The organism is Actinopolyspora xinjiangensis (assembly GCF_900104475.1).
GTDB lineage: Bacteria > Actinomycetota > Actinomycetes > Mycobacteriales > Pseudonocardiaceae > Actinopolyspora > Actinopolyspora xinjiangensis.
In genome coordinates, this window is sequence record NZ_FNJR01000005.1 from 156,101 (window position 1) to 178,124 (window position 22,024).

24 protein-coding genes are annotated in these 22,024 nt (G+C 71.1%); 7 read left to right on the top strand and 17 right to left on the bottom strand.

Features of this window, described 5'->3' with window-relative positions:
• Positions 1 to 595: 595 nt before the first annotated feature.
• The 3 genes from hemE to hemQ are packed head-to-tail and all read left to right on the top strand — an operon-like array spanning position 596 to position 3,855.
• Positions 596 to 1,675 carry a uroporphyrinogen decarboxylase gene (hemE, locus tag BLQ75_RS09560; RefSeq protein WP_092600760.1) on the top strand — a complete coding sequence of 360 codons (1,080 nt, stop codon included), beginning with the start codon at positions 596 to 598 and terminating at the stop codon, positions 1,673 to 1,675.
• Positions 1,676 to 1,688: 13 nt separating this feature from the next.
• On the top strand, positions 1,689 to 3,098 hold the full coding sequence (hemG, locus tag BLQ75_RS09565) for a protoporphyrinogen oxidase (protein ID WP_092600762.1): 1,410 nt from the start codon (positions 1,689 to 1,691) through the stop codon (positions 3,096 to 3,098).
• Positions 3,099 to 3,156: 58 nt separating this feature from the next.
• On the top strand, positions 3,157 to 3,855 hold the full coding sequence (gene hemQ, locus BLQ75_RS09570; RefSeq protein ID WP_043574357.1) for a hydrogen peroxide-dependent heme synthase: 699 nt from the start codon (positions 3,157 to 3,159) through the stop codon (positions 3,853 to 3,855).
• A gap of 542 nt (positions 3,856 to 4,397) precedes the next feature.
• Here hemQ and msrB read toward each other — a convergent pair.
• The 3 genes from msrB to BLQ75_RS09585 form a co-directional block, all read right to left on the bottom strand.
• Entirely contained in the window at positions 4,398 to 4,826 is a 429-nt protein-coding gene (gene msrB / locus BLQ75_RS09575) for a peptide-methionine (R)-S-oxide reductase MsrB (protein WP_092600764.1), read from the bottom strand.
• A 64-nt stretch (positions 4,827 to 4,890) separates the two neighbouring features.
• Positions 4,891 to 5,199, bottom strand: coding sequence for a hypothetical protein (locus tag BLQ75_RS09580; RefSeq protein ID WP_092600766.1), 309 nt, complete (start codon positions 5,197 to 5,199; stop codon positions 4,891 to 4,893).
• Positions 5,200 to 5,730: 531 nt separating this feature from the next.
• On the bottom strand, positions 5,731 to 7,278 hold the full coding sequence (locus BLQ75_RS09585; protein WP_211481268.1) for an alpha/beta hydrolase: 1,548 nt from the start codon (positions 7,276 to 7,278) through the stop codon (positions 5,731 to 5,733).
• A 333-nt stretch (positions 7,279 to 7,611) separates the two neighbouring features.
• Here BLQ75_RS09585 and BLQ75_RS09590 point away from each other — a divergent pair, with 333 nt between their 5' ends.
• Complete coding sequence (locus BLQ75_RS09590) at positions 7,612 to 8,514, top strand: EamA family transporter (protein WP_092600770.1); 903 nt, start codon at positions 7,612 to 7,614, stop codon at positions 8,512 to 8,514.
• A gap of 15 nt (positions 8,515 to 8,529) precedes the next feature.
• Here BLQ75_RS09590 and BLQ75_RS09595 read toward each other — a convergent pair whose 3' ends face one another.
• From BLQ75_RS09595 to BLQ75_RS09640, 10 genes are all read right to left on the bottom strand, one after another.
• The gene (locus BLQ75_RS09595; RefSeq protein ID WP_092600772.1) at positions 8,530 to 9,156 is read right to left on the bottom strand and encodes an Asp23/Gls24 family envelope stress response protein; all 627 of its coding nucleotides are present in this window, start codon (positions 9,154 to 9,156) and stop codon (positions 8,530 to 8,532) included.
• A gap of 24 nt (positions 9,157 to 9,180) precedes the next feature.
• Positions 9,181 to 9,714 carry a DUF6286 domain-containing protein gene (locus BLQ75_RS09600; RefSeq protein ID WP_092600774.1) on the bottom strand — a complete coding sequence of 178 codons (534 nt, stop codon included), beginning with the start codon at positions 9,712 to 9,714 and terminating at the stop codon, positions 9,181 to 9,183.
• A gap of 169 nt (positions 9,715 to 9,883) precedes the next feature.
• A complete protein-coding gene (locus tag BLQ75_RS09605) occupies positions 9,884 to 10,294 on the bottom strand; it encodes an Asp23/Gls24 family envelope stress response protein (protein WP_092600777.1) in 411 nt (136 codons plus the stop codon).
• Entirely contained in the window at positions 10,291 to 10,470 is a 180-nt protein-coding gene (locus tag BLQ75_RS09610; RefSeq protein ID WP_092600779.1) for a DUF2273 domain-containing protein, read from the bottom strand. The genes BLQ75_RS09605 and BLQ75_RS09610 overlap by 4 nt, the downstream gene beginning before the upstream one ends.
• A 66-nt stretch (positions 10,471 to 10,536) precedes the next feature.
• Positions 10,537 to 10,833 (bottom strand): hypothetical protein, encoded by a 297-nt coding sequence (locus tag BLQ75_RS09615; protein ID WP_170837412.1) that lies wholly within the window; start codon positions 10,831 to 10,833, stop codon positions 10,537 to 10,539.
• Positions 10,830 to 11,171, bottom strand: coding sequence for a hypothetical protein (locus BLQ75_RS09620; RefSeq protein WP_092601053.1), 342 nt, complete (start codon positions 11,169 to 11,171; stop codon positions 10,830 to 10,832). The genes BLQ75_RS09615 and BLQ75_RS09620 overlap by 4 nt, the downstream gene beginning before the upstream one ends.
• Positions 11,172 to 11,247: 76 nt before the next feature.
• On the bottom strand, positions 11,248 to 11,784 hold the full coding sequence (locus tag BLQ75_RS09625; RefSeq protein ID WP_092600781.1) for an Asp23/Gls24 family envelope stress response protein: 537 nt from the start codon (positions 11,782 to 11,784) through the stop codon (positions 11,248 to 11,250).
• Positions 11,785 to 11,930: 146 nt separating this feature from the next.
• Positions 11,931 to 12,506, bottom strand: a complete 576-nt coding sequence (locus tag BLQ75_RS09630; protein WP_092600783.1) for an anti-sigma factor — start codon at positions 12,504 to 12,506, stop codon at positions 11,931 to 11,933.
• The gene (locus BLQ75_RS09635; RefSeq protein WP_092600786.1) at positions 12,503 to 13,087 is read right to left on the bottom strand and encodes an RNA polymerase sigma factor; all 585 of its coding nucleotides are present in this window, start codon (positions 13,085 to 13,087) and stop codon (positions 12,503 to 12,505) included. The genes BLQ75_RS09630 and BLQ75_RS09635 overlap by 4 nt, the downstream gene beginning before the upstream one ends.
• Positions 13,084 to 13,854, bottom strand: coding sequence for a pyrimidine reductase family protein (locus tag BLQ75_RS09640; protein WP_092600788.1), 771 nt, complete (start codon positions 13,852 to 13,854; stop codon positions 13,084 to 13,086). The genes BLQ75_RS09635 and BLQ75_RS09640 overlap by 4 nt, the downstream gene beginning before the upstream one ends.
• 55 nt (positions 13,855 to 13,909) lie before the next feature.
• Here BLQ75_RS09640 and zapE point away from each other — a divergent pair, with 55 nt between their 5' ends.
• The gene (gene zapE / locus BLQ75_RS09645; protein WP_092600790.1) at positions 13,910 to 14,947 is read left to right on the top strand and encodes a cell division protein ZapE; all 1,038 of its coding nucleotides are present in this window, start codon (positions 13,910 to 13,912) and stop codon (positions 14,945 to 14,947) included.
• A gap of 19 nt (positions 14,948 to 14,966) precedes the next feature.
• Here the strand turns inward: zapE and rocD are convergent, their stop codons facing one another.
• Complete coding sequence (rocD, locus tag BLQ75_RS09650) at positions 14,967 to 16,208, bottom strand: ornithine--oxo-acid transaminase (RefSeq protein ID WP_092600791.1); 1,242 nt, start codon at positions 16,206 to 16,208, stop codon at positions 14,967 to 14,969.
• A gap of 319 nt (positions 16,209 to 16,527) precedes the next feature.
• Here rocD and BLQ75_RS09655 point away from each other — a divergent pair, with 319 nt between their 5' ends.
• Positions 16,528 to 17,361, top strand: a complete 834-nt coding sequence (locus BLQ75_RS09655; protein WP_092600792.1) for an SGNH/GDSL hydrolase family protein — start codon at positions 16,528 to 16,530, stop codon at positions 17,359 to 17,361.
• Between the two features lie 172 nt (positions 17,362 to 17,533).
• On the opposite strand, the gene BLQ75_RS09660 is transcribed toward BLQ75_RS09655, so the two are convergent.
• The 3 genes from BLQ75_RS09660 to BLQ75_RS09670 all read right to left on the bottom strand — a co-directional run bounded on the left by BLQ75_RS09660 (position 17,534) and on the right by BLQ75_RS09670 (position 21,212).
• Positions 17,534 to 19,204, bottom strand: a complete 1,671-nt coding sequence (locus BLQ75_RS09660) for a serine/threonine-protein kinase (RefSeq protein WP_092600793.1) — start codon at positions 19,202 to 19,204, stop codon at positions 17,534 to 17,536.
• A gap of 206 nt (positions 19,205 to 19,410) precedes the next feature.
• On the bottom strand, positions 19,411 to 20,613 hold the full coding sequence (lhgO, locus tag BLQ75_RS09665) for an L-2-hydroxyglutarate oxidase (RefSeq protein WP_092600794.1): 1,203 nt from the start codon (positions 20,611 to 20,613) through the stop codon (positions 19,411 to 19,413).
• Positions 20,614 to 20,759: 146 nt separating this feature from the next.
• Positions 20,760 to 21,212 (bottom strand): peroxiredoxin, encoded by a 453-nt coding sequence (locus tag BLQ75_RS09670; RefSeq protein ID WP_092600795.1) that lies wholly within the window; start codon positions 21,210 to 21,212, stop codon positions 20,760 to 20,762.
• A gap of 150 nt (positions 21,213 to 21,362) precedes the next feature.
• Between BLQ75_RS09670 and BLQ75_RS09675 the strand changes: the two genes are divergently transcribed.
• Complete coding sequence (locus BLQ75_RS09675) at positions 21,363 to 21,953, top strand: type 1 glutamine amidotransferase domain-containing protein (protein WP_092600796.1); 591 nt, start codon at positions 21,363 to 21,365, stop codon at positions 21,951 to 21,953.
• Positions 21,954 to 22,024 lie beyond the last annotated feature (71 nt).

Below are 22,024 nucleotides of genomic sequence, written 5' to 3' on the forward strand. Positions count from 1 at the left end.
CCGGCCCGGCAACGGAACCGGCCCGTTCCACGGAAACCGGTGGGACGTCGTGGCTCCGGACTCCGGTGCGGTCGCGCGGTGGAGCCGTCCGTCGGCGCTCGCCCGCGGTGGTCCCGCTCCGGGCGGGTACCGTGCCGCGGTGACCGTGGGAGCGCGAGGCGGTGAACCCGTCGTGGCACACCGCTCGCGTGGGGCGGTGCGGGCTGTGAGCGTCCCAGCGGGTACGACGCGCGACCGACGCGGCAGGATCCGGCAGAGCACTACCGAGGGGTACTTTCGGAATGGCCCGTTTCGACGAGCGGCGCGCGCTGCCGACGCCGATGGCGATGGTCCGGACAGCGCGTGACGGGGCGCCGGGCACCGGGGCACATCCCGTGACTTCGTTTCGACGGTCCCCGGAACAGGGCGGGGCACGGGCGTTGCCTCCGGAGACCGGACACCCGAACGGGCCGCTCGCCGGAGCCGCCGCGGTACCGGGCGGCCCCCGCTCGGCCGCGCTCCTTCCCACTCCGCGACACTTCGTCGTGTCGGCGATCGGGGCCCCGCACCGGCCCCACGGCGCCGCCAGCTCTTTCGAACCAGCGGAGGACTCCCGATGACCGATCCCACGCACGTCTCCAACCGGCGCCGACTCGACGATGCTCCGTTGCTGGTGGCCGCGAACGGGGGGACACCCGAGCACACCCCGGTGTGGTTCATGCGACAGGCCGGCCGTTCCCTGCCCGAGTACCGCCGGGTACGGGAAGGCGTCCCCATGCTGCGGGCCTGTCTCACCCCCGACCTGGTCTGCGAGATCACCATGCAGCCGGTCCGCAGGCACGGGGTGGACGCCGCGATCCTGTTCAGCGACATAGTGCTCCCGCTCTACGCGGCGGGCGTGGGGCTGGACATCGTCTCCGGGACGGGTCCCGTGGTCAACCAGCCGGTTCGCGGTGCCGCCGACGTGGCGGCCCTGCCGCAGCTGGAACCCGAGCACGTCGAGGGGGTCTCCGAGGCGATCCGGCTGTTGCTCGACGAGCTGGGGCGGACCCCGCTGATCGGTTTCGCGGGGGCGCCGTTCACCCTGGCTTCCTACCTGGTCGAGGGCGGCCCCAGCCGCAACCACGAGCGCACCAAGGCGCTCATGCACTCCGATCCGGAAACCTGGCACGCCTTGCTGGGCAAGCTCGCCGAGACCACGCTGAACTTCCTGCGGGTGCAGGTCGACGCCGGGGTGGACGCGGTTCAGCTGTTCGACTCCTGGGCCGGTGCGCTCTCCCCCCGCGACTACGTCACCTACGTGCAGCCGCACACCAGCCGGATCCTGCGGGGGATCGCGGAGTACACCGGTGGCGAGGTCCCCCGGATTCACTTCGGGGTGGGGACCGGCGAGCTGCTCGGGGCGATGCACGAGTCCGGTGCGGACGTGGTCGGCGTGGACTGGCGGGTTCCGCTGGACACCGCGGTGTCTCGGATCGAGCGGCGAGGGGAGTCGCGTCCCGTGGTTCAGGGAAACCTGGATCCGGCCGTGCTGTTCGCCGACTGGCAGGCGGTGCGCGGTGAGACCGAACGGATACTCGCCGAGGGCGAGTCGGCCGGTGGGCACGTCTTCAACCTCGGGCACGGGGTGCTGCCGGACACCGATCCCGAGATGCTGACCAGGCTGGTCGACTTCGTGCACTCCCACCGAGGCTGACGGAGGGCGTGGGATGTCCAGGGTCGCGGTGATCGGCGGTGGCGTGGCGGGGATGACCGCCGCCTACCGGCTGCGCGAGCTGCTGGGGGAGCACGCCGAGATCCTCGTGTTCGACCAGGCCGAGCGCACGGGTGGGAAACTGCGCACCGTTCGGCTCGCCGACCGCGGTTACGACCTCGGAGCCGAGGCGTTCCTGGCGCGGCGCCCGGAGGTGCTCCGGCTGGCCGAGGAGCTCGAACTCGACGGCGAACTGGTCCACCCCGGACCCGCCTCGGCGAGGGTGCGCGCCGGAGGCGAGAACCGGGCGCTACCGGCGGGGATGCTCATGGGGGTCCCGGCCTCCGGCCGGGCCGTCAGCGGAGTCCTCTCGGACAGCGGGGTCCGCGCCGTCGAACGGGAGCCCGAACTCGAACCGCCGCTGCTGACCGGGGGCGACGCCTCGGTCGGCGACCTGCTGCGGAAGCGGTTCGGCCACGAGGTGGTCGAACGCCTCGTGGAGCCGTTGCTGGGGGGCGTCTACGGCGGTTCCGCCGACGCGTTGGGGCTGCGTGCCACGATGCCGGCGCTGGCCGACGCGTTGGACGCGGGGGCCGAGTCGTTGACCGCCGCCGTGAACGCGGCCATGCCCGAGCCCACCCCGCCGGGTGCGGACAAGCCCCCCGTGTTCGGGGCGTTCCGGGACGGCTACGACACCCTGCTGTCCGAACTGCGCGAGCGCTCGCGGGCTAGTTTCGAACTGGGACTGCCGGTGCGCCAGCTGCGTCCGCTGCGCCGTGGCTGGAGCCTGTCGATCGGTACGGCCCCCAGCCCCCGCACCCTCGACGTGGACGCGCTCGTGCTGGCCGTTCCACCCCCAGCCGCCCGCCGACTGCTCGCCGGAGCGGTTCCCCGGGCGGCCGAGGGATTCGGTCGCATCCGGCTCGCCTCCATGGCCGTGATCGGTTTGGCCCTGCCGTCCCACGTCGAGCTGCCGGACGCCTCCGGTGTCCTGCTGGCGCGTGGGGAGCGTCACGCGGACGGCACCCCGTTCACCGCGAAGGCGTTCACCTTTTCCAGCCGCAAGTGGCCGCACCTGCGTGGCGGCGGCGGTCAGGCACTGGTCCGGGCCTCGGTCGGCAGGGGGGACCCGGCGGACCTGCGCCCGGACGACGGGGAGCTGGTGCGCAGGGTGAGCGCCGACCTGGCCGAGCTCACCGGGGTCCCCGACGCGCCGCTGGAGAGCCGTGTCGTCCGGTGGGGTGGTGGACTGCCGCAGTACGGCGTGGGGCACCGGGAGATCGTCGCCGAGATCGAGGACGCGGTGTCCCGGACGCCGGGTCTGGCGGTCGCGGGTGCCGCGTTGCACGGTGTCGGGGTGCCCGCGTGCGTGGCCACCGGCGAGTCGGCGGCCACGACGATCGCCGATCGGCTCGGAGCGAGTTGAGGCACACTCCCGCCGACCTCCCGACGGCGGCCGAGCCGCCCGGTGGCAGACTGGCGTCATGGCCCGCCTGAACTACGCCGAGTTGAACGAGACCATCCGTTACACCATGTGGTCGGTGTTCCGCGTCCGGCCCGGGGAGCTCCCCGAGGACCGGGAGAAGGCCGGGGTGACCACCAGGCGGTTCCTGGAAGGGGTCGAGGAGTCCTCGGACCTGGTGGTGCGCGGCCTCTACGACGTCTCCGGGATGCGCGCCGACGCCGACTTCCTGATCTGGTGGCACGCCTCCCGGATCGAGGACCTGCAGGCTGCCTACTCGGACTTCCGGCGCGACACGCCGCTCGGCCGGGCCAGTGAGCCGGTGTGGAGCAACGTGGCCGTGCACCGCCCCGCTGAATTCAACAAGAGCCACGTGCCCGCGTTCATCGCGGGGGAGGAGCCGCGTGCCTACGTCTGCGTCTACCCGTTCGTGCGTTCCTACGAGTGGTACCTGCTCCCGGACGAGGAACGCCGGGACATGCTCGTCGAGCACGGCAAGGAGGCCCGCGACTACCCGGACGTGCGGGCGAACACCGTTCCCGCCTTCGCGCTGGGCGACTACGAGTGGATTCTGTCCTTCGAGGCCGATGAGCTCCACCGGCTCGTCGACCTGATGCGGCACCTGCGCGGGACCCAGGCCCGGCTGCACGTGCGTGAGGAGACCCCGTTCTACACCGGCCCGCGTGTCGGCGCTGAGGACCTGGTCGCGCGGTTGCCGTGAGGTTCTGTGCGGCGTCGGACGTCTTGTCGATCCGGTGCTCGTGCCGCTTCGTGGTCGTGTTCCGGTGCGGTGGCTCGTCCGGACGTGGCTGAGGGGGCCGTCCCGCCGCTCCCGTGTCGCCGGTGGGTCGTTGTTCGCGTGATCCCGCCCCTCGGAAGACCGCGTCGGCGGCAGCGGCCCGAACCGGATCTCCTCGCTGAGCGGGAGCGAGCGCTCGGGACGAACACGGGAACCGGTGTGACCGTCGCCAGTTTCTTCGAAACCCCGGAGACGGATCCTCGGTGAAACCGTGGCCGTCACCGTGGTTTCGACCGTCCGCTCTTTCCCGCTCCCGAGGCGACCGCGAATCGTCAGGTGTGGTCGGGGTTCCGGCGGCGCCACGCACGTCGTCCCGGCTTCGCGGTGGCTGACGGTGACCGGCCTGCCCCGCCCGGGCGTCGGGGAACCCCGGCCGGAACCCTCCCCACCTGGGCGAGGGCGCTACGCGTCACCTCCCGGGTGAGTCGCTGCCGGCCGGAGTTCCGCCCGCCCGATCGCTTCCGTCAAGCGTTCTCGTCCGGCTCCAGCCGCAGTGCGACGGAGTTGATGCAGTAGCGCTGGTCGGTGGGGGTGGGGTAGCCCTCACCCTCGAAGACGTGCCCCAGGTGGCTGTGGCAGGACGCGCACAGCACCTCCACCCGCACCATCCCGTGGGACCGGTCCTCCCGCAGCAGGACGGCCTCCGAGTCGCTGGGGTCCCAGAAGGAGGGCCAGCCGCAGTGCGACTCGAACTTGGTGCCGCTGCGGAAGAGTTCGGCGCCGCAGGCGCGGCACTCGTAGACGCCCGACGTCTTCTCCTCCACGTAATCACCGCTGTACGGGGCCTCAGTGGCTCCGTTGCGCAGCACGGCGTACTCCTCCTGGCTGAGCTGTTCGCGCCACTGCTGTTCCGACTTGACGACCTTCGGGGTGGCTCCCACTACCGGATCCATACCTCCACGATAGTTCCGTGTGCCGGCGGCGGCACCGTAGGCGAGGGGATCTCGGGGACGGATCTCAGGCTGAGAACGCGGCCACCACGAAGACCAGGGCGTTCCATATCGTGAAGACCACTCCGAGCAGGATCAGGGCGACCACGACCACCGCGAGCAGTCTGCGCTCGCCCCGCAGCCGGTTCGCGCTCTGCGCGAACTCGTCGACTCCCTGCAACATGCCCTCGACGGTGGCCCGGGAGCCGCAGTGCTGCATCCGGTCCAGATGCGCGGCGAACGCCTGCGCCTCCGGGTCGTGCGGGTCGAGTCCTATCAGGTCGTCGGCGAAACGGCCGGCCGGCTCGTCCGGTTCGCCGTGCTCGGCGCGTGCCATATCCCCACGGTAACCGTACGTGCTCCTCCGTGCGTTCCTTTCGTCCCGGGCGGAACCCACCTGATCGGTACGGATGCCGTCGAGGAGCCCGTCAGCGGAACGACGTGGCGGCCATGGTGTTCATCGACGTTTTGTCGCCCGTCCAGCGGTATCGGTGGCCCGGGAAGCGGGGCAGGATCGATGTGTCGATATTCCTGCGACAGGGAGGCCGTCATGGAGCAAGCCGTGGCACAGACCGCGACGGAGACACAGTTCGGCGGCTGCAGCTGCTGCGCCAGTTGCAGCGGACCGTCCTGCGGGTGCTGCAGCAGCTGCTGACAGGACTTCGTCGACCCGACCCCGGTGGGTGGGGGTGGTTGCCGGCAGCCCCCACCGACTCCCGATCCGGCAGACTCGGAACCGGTCGTGCATCCACGACCCAGCCGGGCCTTCGCGGTGAGTGCGAGTCGCGGGGAGCACGCTGCGGCCGTGCCGGTCGCCGGGACGGGGGCGTCACGACGACCGGCGGGGTCGGGGGGGGGGGGCGGTGGATCACGCCGGACAGGCCGCGTCTCGGGGCGGTGGCTCCCCCGAGACGAGGAAGTCGCTGACCAGTCCCGTGACGCACTCGGAACGTCCCAGGGCGCCGTGCCCGCTGCCGAGCCAGTTCACCGTGCTTCCGTTCGACAGCGCCGCCGCCGCGTTCTCACTGCCGGTCGCGGGGGTGAGCGGGTCGTTCTCGGTGGCGATCACCGGTATGCGCGGCAGCTGGACGTTGCCGGGTGAGGGTAGCGCCTGCTGTGGTCTGGGCCATGCGGAGCACCTGATCAGCCGCTGGGCGAAAACTCCGCCGAACAGCGGTCCGCTGTTCACCCACTCCTCGGCCGTGTCGGCCGCCCGCTCCGGCGGGAGCCGCAGCATGGTGTCGTTGCAGCGCGTCACCATCCGCTGCCCCAGGCGATCGGCCCCGGCCTCGGAGTTCCGGACGAATTCGGCCAACGGGCCGCCCTCCCCGTTCTCCGCCGCGGCGATGGCCTCGCCCAGCCGCGGCCAGTTCTGCCGGTCGCCCAGCCCGTGCAGCACAGCCCTGGTCAGCTCTCCCGAAGTGAGCGGAGCCCCGCCCGTCGGCAGCGAGCGCTCGCGGGTCCGTTCGATGAGAGCGTCCAGCCGCTCCCGGGGGGAGTCGCCCAGCGGACACCCACCAGAATTCACGCAGTCCTCGGCGAACACGTCGAAGGTCCGCTCGGCGCTCTCGGCACGTCGTTTCAGCTGCGCCTGGGTTCGCAACGTCGGATCGGGCGCTCCGTCGAGGACCATCCTGCCCACGGCGTCGGGGTGATCCCGGGCGTAGACGCTCAACACGCGCGATCCCTCACCACGTCCGATGGCGTGCAGTCGGGGAACCCCGAGTCGCAGTCGCAGCTCCTCCAGGTCGTCCGCCGTGTGGCGCGTGTCGTACGCCTGGGCTCGTCGTTCCAGCTCCAGCAGGCACTTCTGGCTGGCCGTGCGCACCGATTCCAGCAGCTCGTCCAGCGTCGAGTCGTCGCTGGCCCGCGTGTCGAACCGTAGGATGTCCTCGCGTTCCCGCTCGGGGACGCAGTTCGCCGGATCCGAGTCCCCGGTGCCTCTGCGGTCCATGCCGATGATCCTGAACTCGCGCAGCACCTCCTCGGGCAGCTCCGAGGCCAGGCGGGCGGCGAACACGGTTCCCGGCTCACCCCTGACGTCGTTGACCACCACCAGCGGGACGTCACCGGAGCCCGCTGCCAGCAGTGCGAGCCGCGTGGTGCCGCCTCGGACGGCACCGGGTGGGTCGAGACTGGTCAGCAGGTGGGTACACGAGAACCGCACGTCCCCGGAGGGGCCTCCCGGAGGCAGCTCTCGCCTGGTCGCCTCGGTGCAGTCCGACCAGTCCAGCGCGTCCCGACTCGACGGTCCCAGCGGGGGCACGGTTCGCGGCTCGGAAGTACCGGGACTTCCGGTGCCGGGCTGCTCCTCCCCGCGGTAGGCGACGGCCGGGCGGTCGGAAGGCCCGGCGGAGCACGCCGTGAGCACCAGAAGCAGCAGGATGGCACCGACTCTGCCGATGACGCGCGGCACGGGAACTCCTTCTTGGCGCGGTGTGCCGGTTCGGACGGGCGCCCTCCGCCCGCTGTGCACTCCGAGGATCATCGCACGTTCGGCGTTAGCAGCGGGTGAACGGTCGCGGCGCGCACATCGGTGGTACCGGCGGTGCGGCGTTGCAGTAGTCTGCCGTCCGGCCGGTCCCTCACACGTGCCGGGGTGACGACACCGGTCACCGAACCCCTCGACATCCGTCGGCACCACCGGCCCCGATATCCCGGACAGCCGGGGCGCGGCGGGCACTCGCACGCGTCGAGCCGGTGGCGGCGGGTCCGGAAACATCGAATCGGACAGGAGTGGAACGCGACCGTGGCACAGTTGGACGAGGCATCGGGCACCGGTCACAACGCCGGGCGGTTCGGCGCGCTCACCGCGAGGGCCTTCGGGGCGGTGCCGCCACCGATGCTCGTGGTCACCGGCATGATCAGTCTGCAGGTCGGTGCGGCCTTCGCCAAACAGCTGTTCGCCATGGCCGGTGCGTTCGGGGTGAGCGCCATCAGGCTCACCTTCGCCGCGCTGGTGCTGTTGCTGGTGTGGCGTCCCTCGTTGCGGATGGAGCTCAGGACCTTCCTGGTGGTGGCCGGTTACGGCGCCATGCTCGCCGGGATGAACACCAGCATCTATCACTCCTTCGAGCGAGTACCGCTCGGTGTCGCGGTGACGATCGAGTTCCTCGGGCCGTTGGCCGTCGCGGTGTTCGGATCGAGGCGCAAGCTCGACGTGGTCTGGGCACTGCTCGCGGCGGCCGGGGTGCTGCTGCTTTCCCGCGTGGAGGGAGGGCTCGATCCGGTGGGGGTGGGCCTCGCGCTGCTGGCCGCGGTGTTCTGGGCGGGCTACATCCTCATGGGGGCCAAACTCGGGGATCGCACCACGGGAGGCGGTGGGCTCGCCGTGGGGATGGCCGTGGGGGCGGTGCTGGTGCTGCCGTTCGGCGTGGTCGAGTCGAACACCGCCCTGTTGAACCCCCACGTGCTGGCCGTGGGGCTCGTCGTGGCGCTGATGTCCTCCGTGCTGCCCTACTCGCTGGAGCTGGAGGCCCTGCGGCGCATACCGCGCCGGGTGTTCGGTGTGCTGATGAGCCTGGAGCCGGCCGTGGCGGCCCTGGCCGGACTCCTCGTGTTGGGGGAGGCGCTCGGCGCCGTGCAGTGGTTGGCGGTGGGCTGCGTGGTGCTCGCGTCGATCGGCTCCACCAGGAGCGCCAAGGGAGCGTGAGCGGTGCGACGGGCGTCAACGCACGCGCTGGGCCGGTGAGCTGTCCAGCTCCAAGCGGACCACTGTCGGGAGCGTCTCGACGCGCAGCGCCTCCCGTGCGCGGGAGAGCACCCTGTCGTCGAGTTCCTCCCAGACCTGTCGTACGTCGGTGCCCTGCTGCAGCGAGAGCACCAACCGCAGTCCGGGGTTCTCGGGTGTTCCGGTGGTGCGCACCCGTGCTCGTGTGACGCCCGTGACCTCGCGCGCGTCCGTGCGCACCGCGTCGGTGAACGCCCCGGCGGCGAGCGAGGTGCTTCCGGCGTCACCGCCACCGATGTGGACGTTGGGGCGTGTCTCCGGGCGAAGGGCGTGGATCGTCCACCACAGGCCCAGCAGCACCAGCAGCACCCCGAGCGCGGCCACCACGATGAGGCTCAACCGAGGATTGTCCCGAATCCACTGCTCCAGCAGCGGGTCCAGCACGGGGCGCCGGGCCCGGTAGGTCCCGAGCACGCCCGAGCCCACCAGCAGTGCCAGCGCACCCACCAGTACGGCCAGCCCACCCACCGCGTGAACGACCGACCGTTCGAAGGTCAGCGAGCGCCCCAGCCGGTTCGGGCCGCGCGCGGTGCGTCGTGGTGTGCTCGACTGTTCGACCGCCATGATCGCTCCTCGACAGGGCCGTGCTCATCGTTTTCTGGCGGGTTTGACCGCGACCGAAACCCTGGGCGTCGTGACCAGCGGCAGCTCCTCCGTCGCGGCTCGCGCCGTCTCCCGCAGCCGTGGTTCGAGGTCGCCGACCTCGGTGAACTCGCTGACGGCGTTGACCCGCACCGCCTTGCGGCGCGCCACCACCGAGGCCCGCGCCACGCCGTCCTGTTCCCGGACCAGGTGGCCCACCATCCGGGCCAACGCCCGGGGGCGGGTCACCACGACCACTTCCGGCGCGGGGTCGTGCAGCCTGACGTAGCCCCTGCCCGCTCGGGCCGCCACCAGGATCAGCAACAGACCGATCACGGCCGTCACGGCCGCCCCCGTCCGCACCGCGGTGTCCCGCCAGGAGACCCCGACCAGCGCTTCTCGCAGCGTGGCCCGGTCCACCGGCAGTGGATCCGCTCCGGGGAAGGCGGCCGCCCTGACCGCCTCGACCACCAGCAGCAGCCCCGCCGCCAGGACCAGCAGTCCCAACAGCGTGGTGAGAACTCGGACGAACGCGCGCATCGTTCAGGGATCCTTCCGGCGTGAGTCGGTCAGGTCATCGGTGGCGGTGACCGGTTGAGCGTCCGGGCCGGTCCGATCCCTCCGGGGCGGCTCCTCCGAGAGCGGTGCGAACCGGGTCGCCGCGGAGCCTCGGCCGCTCCGGCCGCGACGGGTGGCGCTCAACCGCCCCTCACTCCACTCGTGGTGCGCGGGGGTGCGGGACCAGTGCCGTGACAGTCACGTCGACCGAGGACACGCGGCAGTCCGCCATGCGTTCGAGATCGGTGCGCACCCGTTCGCGAATGGATCCCACCGCGACGGAGATCGGCGCCGGGTAGCGAAGCGCCAGGTCGAGACGTATCCGCAGCTGTTTGTCCGGACCGGCCACTCGTGCCGTGGCGCCGTGCTCGCCCATGCCGAGGCCCGCCACGCGGCGGCGTACCCGGACGCAGTCCGGTTCGGCGTCCGCCGCGTGTTCGGCGATCCTGCGCAGCACGCTCCGGTCGATCCGCAGTCCGCCGCGTTCCGCCGGTTCGGCCACGCTCCCCCGCGCCGGGGGTGTGGTGGTGGAGGTCTCGGTGGTGCCGGCTGTCCCGCTCAACAGACCTTGCCCCGTCCGAACAGATCACCGAACTCCATGTCGCCGTCCACGAACCGGCCCACCGCGAAACCGATCAGACCGACCGCCAACGTGACCAGGAAGGCGGTGAAACCTCCCGTGGTAACCGCTACGCCGAGAATCAGCCCGGCTATCAAGCCGGTCTGCGTCGCGTTCATGGCACAACCTTCCTGTTCATCAGCGAGCCAGTGCGTTCGCCCGGTACTCGGCCGACCCCGCGCGGGTCACACGACTCGCGGGCCGCGCCTGCGGCGCTCCCGCCAGTCCCGCATCCGGGCCAGCAGTCCGCGCAGCCCGTGCCGGTGCACGAGCACGACGGGGCCGTCCCCGTGATCGGCCGGTAGGGGGGTCGGTGTTTCGGGGGAGGGAGGCACACCGTCCCGTGCCGCTTGCAGTTCCGCCAGCCCGGCCGCGAACACCTCCGGATCGCCACCGACGTCGGGGTGGTTCGTGCGCACGAACTCCCGCAGCCGGGTACGGGCGTTCCGGGTGTCCCCGGGGTGTCGGCGCGGGGCGGTCACGTCCGCTCACCCGCCCGCTGGCTCGACTCCGGCTCCACCACGTCCGCGACCGTCACGTCGGTCCTCGCTTCGCCGGTCACTTCACGGACCCTCTCGCGGATCTCGGCCACCAGGTCGGGCAGCGGGCGCCGCGGCAGCAGCACGACGCACACCTCGGTGGGACCCTCGGTGTCCGCCCCGGTGCGAACGCCGGTCACCCGACGTCCCGGCAGGTACGTGGCGACGGTGCCGTGCTCCCCGCCGTCGAGTCGAGCCACGCAGGGATGTTCGAGGACCGCCGCCGCTATCCGCTCGGCGAGGTGTTCGTGTGCCCGTTCGGTGCCCTGGTCCGTGCTCATCCTCGTGCTCTCGTGCCGTGGCTGGGGAGCGGAGCGTTCCCGGAGCGGTCGCTCGTCGGCGGCCGTTCCCGTGCTGTCACTGCACGCGGGACCCCGCACCGTTCTGCTGCGCCTCCTCCTCGTCCTCGGAGGGGAGGTGGATGTCGTTGACCGAGATGTTGACCTCGGTCACCTCCAGTCCGCACATGCGTTCCACGCTGTGGATCACGTTGCGGCGCACCGCGCGGGCGAGGTCCACGATGGCGGCACCGTACTCCACGACGATGTCCAGGTCGATCGCGGCCTGTCGTTCCCCGACCTCCACCTGCACACCCGAGATGTTCGAACTCCCGCTGCCGCCCGGAATCCGTTCGCGCAGGGCGCCGAACGCCCGGGACACGCCTCCTCCCATCGAGTAGACCCCGGAGATCTCCCGCGCGGCGATCCCGGCGATCTTCTGCACCACCGACGAGGAGATGCTGGTCTTGCCCTGCGAGGTGTCGTCGGCGAGGCGGGCGGGGGTTCCTCCCGAACGGGACTCGGGAATGCCGGTGACGTCCGGGGTCTCCGACTGCTCCGACTGGGACGACCCTGATTTGGTGGAACGGGCGGAGGTGCTGCCTGACTGCGTCATGCCGACTCCTTTCGGGAAAGTACCGGTCGTCGTCCGCGGCGTGACGTGCTCCCGGTGTGGGCTCCTACCCGATCAGATGCTAATTCGTCCCCCACCCTTACGGCTCAGTGCGCGGTATCACCCGATCGGGGAGTGCCCTGTTCGGCTCACTGCTCGGTGCCGTCGCGTGGTGCCGCGACGTCGACCAGCCGCACGGAGAGTTCGGGGGTGCCCGCCCCCAGGAAGTCGTGCAAGGCCGCCGTCAGGCGCCGGTGGATCTCGGGAAGCAGTTCGTGCGCGGCGGCCGGGTAGGTGGCCACCAGGTCGACGCGAACCGCGTCGTCGGTCACCAGGCAGGAACGCACCGCCATGCCGGGGAAGTCCGCCAGCACCTCGGTACTCAGCCTGCGGGTCAGGGTCAACGTCGCGGGCGACTGGATCCGGAGGGTGCCGTGTTCCTGCGACAGCTCCAGCGGGTCACCACCGTGTCTGTCGCGCAACCCCCGCAGGGTGGTCAGCGTCCGCTCGACCAGATCGTCCGAGGGAACCACGCGCGTCCGCGCCAGTCGGCGCACCGGCTGCCACCGGCGGGCTATCTCGTCCAGCTCGGCCCGGCAGTGCGGACACCCCCGCAGGTGCTCCGCGAACTCGGAGGAGAAACCGTCCAGGTGATAACCGATCAGCTCGCCGACACGGTGACCACAGGGCAGGAGCCGCTCCGAAGCGAAGGTCTCTTCGTTCAAGGCACCTCCTTCAGCTCGGCCAACAGTGCCAGACGGGCTCGGTGCAGCCGCGCCCGCAGCGCGGTGATGTTCACCTCCAGCACTTCGGCGATCTCCTCGTAGCTCATCCCCTCGAGTTCACGCAGCACCAGTGGCAGCCGCTGGGAGGGTTCGAGGCGGGATATCGCCGCGTGCACTCTTCTGGTCTCTTCCTCCCGTAACGCCGTGCCCTCGGGATTGCCCGTGTTTCCCGCCGGTGCCAGATGTTCGTCGGTCAGGTCCATCGGCACCGTGGGACGTCGTTTGCGGATCTGGCTCAGCGCGGCGTTGGTTACCACCCGGTACAGCCACGTGGCCGCGGCGGAGTCACCGCGGAACGTCGACAGCGAGCGCCAGGCGGACACCCAGGCGTCCTGGACCGCGTCCTCGGCCTCCGCGGGGTCGCCCACGATCCGCAGCGCCACGCGGTAGAGCCTGTCGGTGTGCGTGCGAACCAGGAGGTCGAAGGCCGAGGTGTCGCCGCTCTTGGCCGCCATGAGCAGGGCGCTGTCGTCCCCGACGCGCTCGTCGGCCTGTTGGGCGGAATCGACCCCGTCGGTCACTCGGTCAATCTCCCGTAGCGCAGCAGGAGCATCGATTCGTCGGCGTACAGCGCCGAGAGCAGCCGCATGCCGCGCGGCGTCCTCGTCACCGGGCCTGTGGCGATCCTACTGCTGTTCCCGCCGGTCAGCAGCGGAGACACCGTCAGGCAGAGCTCGTCGACGAGGTCGGCGGCGATCAGCGAGCCGAACAAGCCGGGACCTCCCTCGCAGCCGATGCGATACAACCCGCGCCGCGCCAGTTCGCGCAGTGCTGTCGGGAGATCGACCTCGGTTCGTCCGGCGGTGACGACCTCCGCGCCCGCCGCTCTCAACGCCGCGAGGCGGTCGGAGGGCGCCGTCTCGCTGGTGAGCACGATCGTGGGGACGATCGTGTCCGTCACCAGCGGCGAGTCGGGGTCGACGGAACCGCTCCCGGTGACCACCGCCACGGGGGGAACCTCGCCCAGTCCGCGCTCCGCTCGTCGCCTGGTGCGGTTCTCGGTGCGTCGCAGCCCCCGGTAGTCCTCGGCAGCGGCGGTGCCCGCCCCCACCAGTACGACATCGGAGAGGTCCCTGACCAGGGAGAGCACACGGCGGTCCGCCGGGCTGGACAAGCCGCGCGAACCGCCGTCCACCGCGGCCGAGCCGTCCAGGCTGGAGACGAAGTTCACCCTCAGCCAGGGGCGGGTCAGGGCGGAGGGGTACTCGTAGAAGCGCTCCAGGTCGTCGGCCGTTTCCGACCCGCTGTCCACCTGTTTCGGTCCGGGAAGGGGCCACAGCTGATGCATGCCCCCATCTCAGCACGGCGGCGGACGAGCGGGAGCCTCCGGTTACAGTGCCCACATGAGCATGCCGCGCCTGGTGGACCGCCATCCCGAGCTCGGTTCCGACGAGCTGGTCGCCGCGCTGACGCCCCCGCCGCGTTTCGACGAGGTCAGCTTCGACAACTACCTGCCGAACCCCGGGGAACCGAGCCAGGCCGACGCCGTCGTCGCCTGCCGCGAGTTCGCCGCCGAGACCCGGCGCTCCGCCTCGGGGGGAGGTTCCTGGCTGCGGGCGCTGTTCGGCCGGGGCAGCAGGAGCGGCGGCGCTCGGAGCCTGCCCGGACTCTACCTGGACGGGGGGTTCGGCGTCGGCAAGACGCACCTGCTCGCCTCGCTCTGGCACGAGGTGGAGGGACCGAAGGCGTACGCGACGTTCGTGGAGCTGACCAACCTCGTGGGTGTGCTCGGATTCAACGAGGCGGTGCGCAGGCTCTCCGACCACCGGTTGCTGGCGATCGACGAGTTCGAGCTGGACGATCCCGGCGACACGATGCTGGTCACCCAGTTGCTGAGCAAGCTCACCGAAGCCGGGGTGAAGGTGGCCGCGACCTCGAACACGCTGCCGGACAAGCTGGGGGAGGGCAGGTTCGCCGCGGTCGACTTCCTACGGGAGATCCACGCGATGGCGGAGCGGTTCCGCGTCGTGCGCATCGACGGACCCGACTACCGCCACCGCGATCTGCCCGAGCCGCCGGAGCCGCTCGACGAGACCGAACTCGCCGAACGGGCACGCCTGACACCGGGTGCCACGTTCGACGACTTCGAACAGCTGTGCGCCCACCTGCAGCGGGTCCACCCGTCGAAGTACGGGCGGATGGTCGACGACGTCACCGCGGTCCACCTCGGCGGGCTGCACAGCGTGCCGAACCAGGGGGTGGCGCTGCGGATCGTGGCGCTGGCGGACCGCCTCTACGACCGCGCGGTGCCGGTGCGCGTCTCCGGCGAGCCGTTGTCCGCGCTGTTCGGCGAGGAGATGTTGGCGGGCGGTTACCGCAAGAAGTACCTCCGCGCGCTGAGCAGGCTCACCGCGTTGTCGCGGGAACTGGAGACCTCCTGAGCCGATCGGGCCTGGGTGCTCACCGGCTCGCGGTCAGCACCCGTTCGACGGCGTCCAGACCGGAGTCCAGCTCCTCGGGGGTGATGACCAGCGGCGGGGCGATCCGGAGCGTGCGGTCCTGGGTCTGCTTGCACAGCACGCCGTGCCGCATCAGTTCCGCGGCCGCGTCGCGCCCATCGGGGCCGCCCGCGGCGATGTCCACGCCCGCCCACAGGCCACGCCCCCGGACCTCGGACACCCCGTGTCCGACCAGCCCCTCCAGACGCTGGTGCAGTCGGGCACCCAGTTCACGCGCCCGCTGCTGGAAGTGTCCGGTGGACAGCAGGTTCACCACGGCCCGGCCCACCGCGCAGGCCAGCGGGTTGCCCCCGAACGTCGAACCGTGCTCGCCGGGACGCAGAACCCCGAGCACCGCCCGGCTGCCCACCACCGCGGAGACGGGCAGGATACCGCCGCCGAGGGCCTTGCCCAGGGTGTAGAGGTCCGCTCGCACGCCCTCGTGCGAACTGGCCAGCAGCTCGCCGGTGCGAGCCAGTCCCGACTGGATCTCGTCGGCGATCAGCAGCACGTTGTTGTCGTCGCACAGCCTCCGCAGTTCGCGCAGGTAGCCCGGGGGCGGGACGATCACCCCGGCTTCGCCCTGGATCGGTTCCACGAGGACCGCCGCCGTGTTCGGGGTGATCGCCGATTCCACCTCGGTCGCGTCGCCGTACTCGGTGACGACGAAACCCGGTGTGTAGGGGCCGTAGTCGGCACGGGCCTCGGGGTCGGTGGAGAACGAGACGATCGTGGTGGTGCGCCCGTGGAAGTTGGAGCCGGCTACGACGATCTCCGCACGGTCCTCGGCGACGCCCTTGACCCGGTAGGCCCACTTGCGGGCGACCTTGACCGCCGACTCCACGGCTTCGGCCCCCGAATTCATGGGCAGCACCATCTCAGTGCCGGTCAGCTCCGCCAGTTCCCGGCAGAACGGGCCGAACTGGTCGTGGTGGAACGCCCTGCTGGTCAACGTCACCCGTTCGAGTTGCTCCATCGCGGCAGCGGTCAGCTCCGGGTGCCGGTGCCCGAAGTTCAACGCTGAGTACCCGGCGAGGAAGTCGAGGTAGTCGTTTCCCTCCACATCGGTCACCCACGCTCCTGACGCCTTCGCGAGCACCACGGGGAGCGGGTGGTAGTTGTGCGCGGAGTAGGTCTCGTCCAGTGCCAGGAACTCGGATGTCTCGGAAGGCGTGCCGCGCACGCCGGGTACGGCCGCTGTCATGGCAACAGGTTATGTCGTCACGGCGACACTTTCAGCCGAGACACATTGCTTCCTTTGGTTGTTCGTTGCGTCGTCGGTGCCACGAATGATCGTTCGTTGCGTACATCCCACTGTCGGGTGTTCGCGAACGCCGGTCGGTGCCGCCTTCGCGTGCTGCGCGTGCCCGCTGCTCCGTGCGGACTCCGGGGCCTTCCGGCTTTCCGGCGACGGCCTCTCACACGATCGCAGCCAATTCGGCCGGATTCGTCGTGTTCGTCTTCCGTGATCTCCGGTGTGTTGATAATCACGAACGGTCGATCAAGGCCACCGGAGGTGTCCCGTGCGCAAATCCGCGCTGTCGAACCGTTGTTCCACCGTTCTGGCTGCCGTCCTGCTCCCGTTCCTGGCCCCCGTCGCGAGTGCGGCCACCGCTGAGGACCGTGCCGATGCGGTCGAGTACGTGGCCCTCGGGGACTCCTACGCCTCCGGCGTGGGGATCGGGAACTACACCCCCGAGAGCGGTGACTGCCTGCGGAGCCCGCAGGCCTACCCCGAACTGATAGCCGACCGAGGCCTGGTCGGTTCCCTGGATTTCGTCGCCTGCGGCGGCGCGAAGACCCCGGACGTCGTCAACGAGCAGGTCGCCGCGCTGAGCGCGAGCACCGATGTGGTCACCGTCTCGGTCGGCGGCAACGACGCGGGATTCGGTGAGGTCGTCACCACCTGCACCACCGGCGGGGACCAGGCGTGCGACGACGTGGTCACCGAGGCGGAGAACTACGCGACCCAGCAGCTTCCCGCCGAACTCGCCGGTACCTACGACGCGATCGCGGATGCGGCTCCGGCCGCTCGGGTGGCGGTGGTGGGCTACCCCCGGCTGTTCGAGCTCGGGCCCTGCCTGTCGCTGCTCAGCGAGTTCGAACGGGGCAGGCTCAACGAGGCCGCCGACACGCTCAACAGCGTGATCGCCGAACAGGCCGAGGCGGCCGGATTCTCGTTCCGCGACGTGCGTGAGGAGTTCGCCGGGCACGGTGTGTGCGGTGGGCAGCCCTGGATCAACGGCCTGTCTTACCCGATCGAGGAGTCCTTCCACCCCAACGCCGCCGGGCACGAACAGGGCTTTTTGCCCGAACTCGCCGGGTTCTTCGACGCGCAGAGCTCACGGGTGCGGTGATTCCCTCGGGTGTGCCGGTCCGGTCGCCGGACCGGCACCGCGCCCGTAGCCGAGTACGATCCGGCGGCTTCTCGGGGCCGGACGTGACCACCTCGAACTTCCCGCGACGCGGGGAAGTGCCGGTACGATCCCCGGCCCGCCGCCGGGGGGCGCGGAGGACCGTACCGAGAGCTCAGAGCAGTCGGGGATCGTAACTGCGCGGCGCGTACTGCCGCAGGGCGGCGCGAAGCCTTCGGGCCTCGCGCCGCCTCCGCCACCACCCTCCGGTGGCCCCCACGGAGAAGATCTTGTTGCCCCCGTAGTACTCGCGGGTACGGTGCCACCACTTGGGATGCGGGGTGAATTCGCGGTGCACCCACACCGTCAGGGCCTGCTTCTTGCCGTTGCCGACCAGACCGACCCTGCTGACCCGGCTCCAGGGGATCTCGCGGTGCAGTCCCATACGCGATATCCGCAGCCCGTCGCTGTTGATCCGTACACGGATGCCGGGAGTAAGCGCCTGCCCCAGGCACAGCACGCTGCTGAGCACGAGCAGGAACACCCCGAGGACCAGCAGCACCCGCGCCGAGCCCCCGGCTCCGGTGTTCGCCGCCAGCACCACCGTGCCGTAGGCCAGCAGCCCGGAGAACGCCGACCACAGCAGCGCGTTGATCCGCCTGCCGCTGTGGAAGGTCGGCCCCGGCAGGTCCGGCCGCACCAGCGGCTGCTCCGTCTGGTCCGGCGGTGGTGCGGCCACGTGTGCTCCGCCGTTCGGGCGAGCTTCGGGCCGCCCCGCCTCCGGGGGACGGGAAGCCGGAGCGACCGCCGTCCCCTTTGGCGCGGCGGCGGGTGTCGCGCCGGCCGCGACCGACCCGTGCCGGTCGTGGTTCCCGCTGTCACGGGGTGTGGGGGAGTGGTCCGGCGGCACGGGTTCCGCGCCCCGCGTGCCTTTCGCCCCGCCACCCGTCGAGGGGAGATCGCCGCGGAACACCCGGTCCAGCTCTGCGGTGTGTGCCGAGATGAGCGCCGTGACCCCCCGAGGTAGCCACTCGCCGTCGGGTGAACCGGAGTGCCCGAGGTGGTCGAGCAGCTCACCGGTGCTCGGGCGCGCGTTGGGATCCTTCGCCAGGCAGGAGGCGATCAGCGAGCGCAGACCCTCGGGCACCGGGCCCAGGTCCGGCTCGGTGTGGACCACCCGGTAGAGCATGGCGGCGCTGTTCTCGTTGCCGAACGGCGCGGTTCCGGTCGAGGCGAACACCAGCACCGCGCCCAGCGAGAACACGTCGCTGGGCGGGGCTATCTCCCCGCCGGTGGTCTGCTCGGGGGAGAAGAAGCCCGGCGTTCCGAAGAACATTCCGGTGGCGGTCATGCCCGTGGCCGCCATGGCTCTGGAGATCCCGAAGTCGATCACACGTGGGCCGTCCGGGCCGAGCAGCACGTTCGAGGGCTTGAGGTCGCGGTGCACCAGCCCGGCCCGGTGCACCGCCTGCAACGCCTCGGCCAGACCGGCCCCGAGCCTGCGCACGGTGTGCTCCGGGAACGGGCCGTGCTCGGTCACCGCCTGGTGCAGCGTCGGCCCCGGCACGTACTCGGTCGCCAGCCAGGGGTGCTCGGCCTCGGGGTCGGAGTCGACCACGGTGGCGGTCCAGAAACCGCCGACCGAGGCCGACATGCTGGCCTCCCGACGAAACCGTTCGCGGAACTCGGCGTCCTCGGCGAGCTCCGGTTTGGCCACCTTCACCGCCACCGGACGCCCTCCCCGGGAACATCCGAGGTAAACCGCACCCATCGCCCCCTTGCCGATACGGGCGAACAGCCGATAGTCCCCGACCTTGCTCGGCTCGCTGCTCAACAGCGGCTGCACTGAGCTCCCCCTTCACCGTCTCGCCAACCAAGCCTAATGGGTCGGGACGGGCACACGGTTCCGAACCGGGGACGTTCGGCACCGTCCGAGGGTTGACGAGGACAACCGGAAGGTCCGCGTTGAGCGGGCCGGCTCCACACGCCCGAGTACACCGCCGGGTGCGATCCACGCGCTCCCCGACACCGCCGAGCGCTCTCCGGAATCCGCTACGGGGACTCCGACTCCATCCGGTCGACCACGTGCTCGGCGATCGCCAGGCCGGAGGTGGCCGCGGGGGAAGGCGCGTTGCGCACCGTGGTGACGCCGTCGGCGTGGTTGATCCGGAAGTCGTCCACCAGCGACCCGTCCCGGTCCACGGCCTGCGCGCGGATTCCGGAACCGGCGCGTCGCACGTCGGCCGGCCCGACGGCGGGGACGTACCGGCTCGCCGAACGCATGTAGGCCCTGACCGACAGGCTGCCCACCACCTCCCGCACCCCGGTGCGCCAGTGCGCGCGGGCCATCCGCCAGAACCCGGGCCAGGAGGCCATGTCGCGCAGCTGTCCGGGGGAGACGTCCCGACGACGGTAGCCTTCCCTGGCGAGCCCCAGTACGGCGTTCGGGCCGACTTCGACCTCGCCCGAGACGCGGCGGGTGAAGTGCACTCCCAGGAACGGGTAGCGCGGGTCCGGCACGGGGTAGATCATGCCGCGGACCAGTTCACGAACCGACGGCGCGAGGCGCATGTACTCCCCGCGGAACGGCACGATTCGCGGCCCGTCCGCGCCGTCCGCCCAACGCGAGACCCGGTCGGAACGCAGTCCGGCGCAGACGACGAGCCGGTCGACTCGGTGCACCCCGCCGGTGGTGACCACATCGATGCCGTCGTGCCGACGCCGCAACCCGGTCACGGCGGTGGAGAGCAGCACGCGGCCACCGGCCCGCCCGACGTCCTCGCCCAGCGCGGCGGCCACCGCCGCGTAGTCGGTGATCGCGGTTTCCGGGGAGTGCAACGCGGCCACTCCGTCGGCGTGGGGTTCGATCTCGGTGATACCCGAGCCCGACACCCGCCGCAGCCCCGGTACGCCGTTGCGGCGCGCGTTCACCTCCAGGGCGTCGAAGCGGCCCAGTTCGGACTCGTCGACGGCGATCACGAGCTTGCCGCACTCGACGTACGGCACCGACCGTTCGGAACAGTACTCGCGCAGCATAGAGCGCCCACGCTTGCACAGCTCGGCCTTGAGGCCGCCGGGTGGGTAGTAGATACCGGCGTGCACGACACCGGAGTTGTGCCCGGTCTGGTGCGCCCCGAGCCGGTCCTCCTTCTCGAACACGAGGACGCGCACGCTCTCGTGTCGTCGGCTGAGCTCGCGCGCCACCGCGAGCCCGACGATGCCGCCACCGATGACGCCGACGGTCTGTTCGGTCACGGGTCTCCCCTTCCAGTACGCCGTTCCCGCGGCGATGGCCCCGGACGTGGCCGCCGGTCGACGCGACCGGGGCCGGGCCGGGAGCGGAGTGGTTGAGCTCGTTCGCGCTGGCCCGCCGCACTAACCCCGCGAGGCGTGGGCCGCTGTCAAGCACGTTGCCGCAGGAACTCGATCGCCTTGTCCGCGTGGGCCGCCATCCGGAACTCGCCGCGGATCACCCGCAGAATCCGGCTGTCGCGGTCGATGAGGAAGGTGTGGCGCTTCACGGGGAGCGGTCCGAAGCGGCGTCGAACGCCGAAACGGCGGGCCACCGCGCCGTCCGCGTCGGACAGCAGCGGGAACTCCAGCGAGTTCGTGCTCGCGAACCGAGCCTGCTTGTCCACCGGGTCCGGGCTGATGCCGACCGGTTGGGCCCCCAGCACGGCGAATTCGGCGGCCAGATCCCGGAAGTGACAGCTCTGGGCCGTGCAGCCGTGGGTCATGGCCGCCGGGTAGAAGAAGAGGACGACGATGCCTCCGGTCAGCAGTTCGGACAGCGAGCGGCGCGCTCCGTACTGGTCCGCCAGCTCGAAATCCGGTACGAGTTCGCCCGACTGCACTTGACGCCTCCGATGATCGGTTTCGCTCCCGCCCCAACCTACCCGGGGCGATCCCCGCGCCGGTCGGAGCGAGGTTTGGCGCTCGTCCGCGCCGGGTACCGCGATGCCACGGATCGCGTCCGTCGATGTCGAGGGGAGGTGGTCCCCGACATGTCCGGAAGCCTGAGCGGACTGCGGGTGGCCTTCCTGGTCGCCGGTGAGGGAATCGAGCAGGTGGAGCTGACGCGGCCCTGGCAGGCCGTCGAGCGGGCCGGCGGGCAGCCGGAGCTGGTTTCGGTCTCCTCCGGTTCGGTGCAGGCGTTTCACCACCTCGACAAGGCGGACACGTTTCCGGTGGACCAGATTGTCGGGGACGCGGACGTCGAGGACTACGCGGGGTTGGTCCTGCCGGGAGGGGTGGCGAACCCGGACGCGCTGCGCCGGGTGCCGGAGGCCGTTCGATTCGTCGCGGACTTCTTCGCGGCGCAGAAGCCCGTCGCGGCGATCTGTCACGCGCCCTGGACGCTCATCGAGGCGGGCGTGGTGCGTGGCCGTCGGTTGACCTCCTACCCGAGTCTGGCCACGGACCTGCGCAACGCCGGGGCCGAGTGGACAGACGAACAGGTGGTCGTCGACTCCGGCCTGGTCACCAGTCGTGATCCCGATGACCTCGACGCCTTCTGCGCCAAGGCGGTCGAGGAGATCGCCGAGGGCAGACATCGTTCCCAGTCCCGCAGCGCCCCCAGCACCGATGTCGGTTGATCGCGGGGTGGGCAACCGCGTCAGGGGCGCGGTGCCGGGGAATCCACCGGGAGCACCGGAGCGCGGAGGAG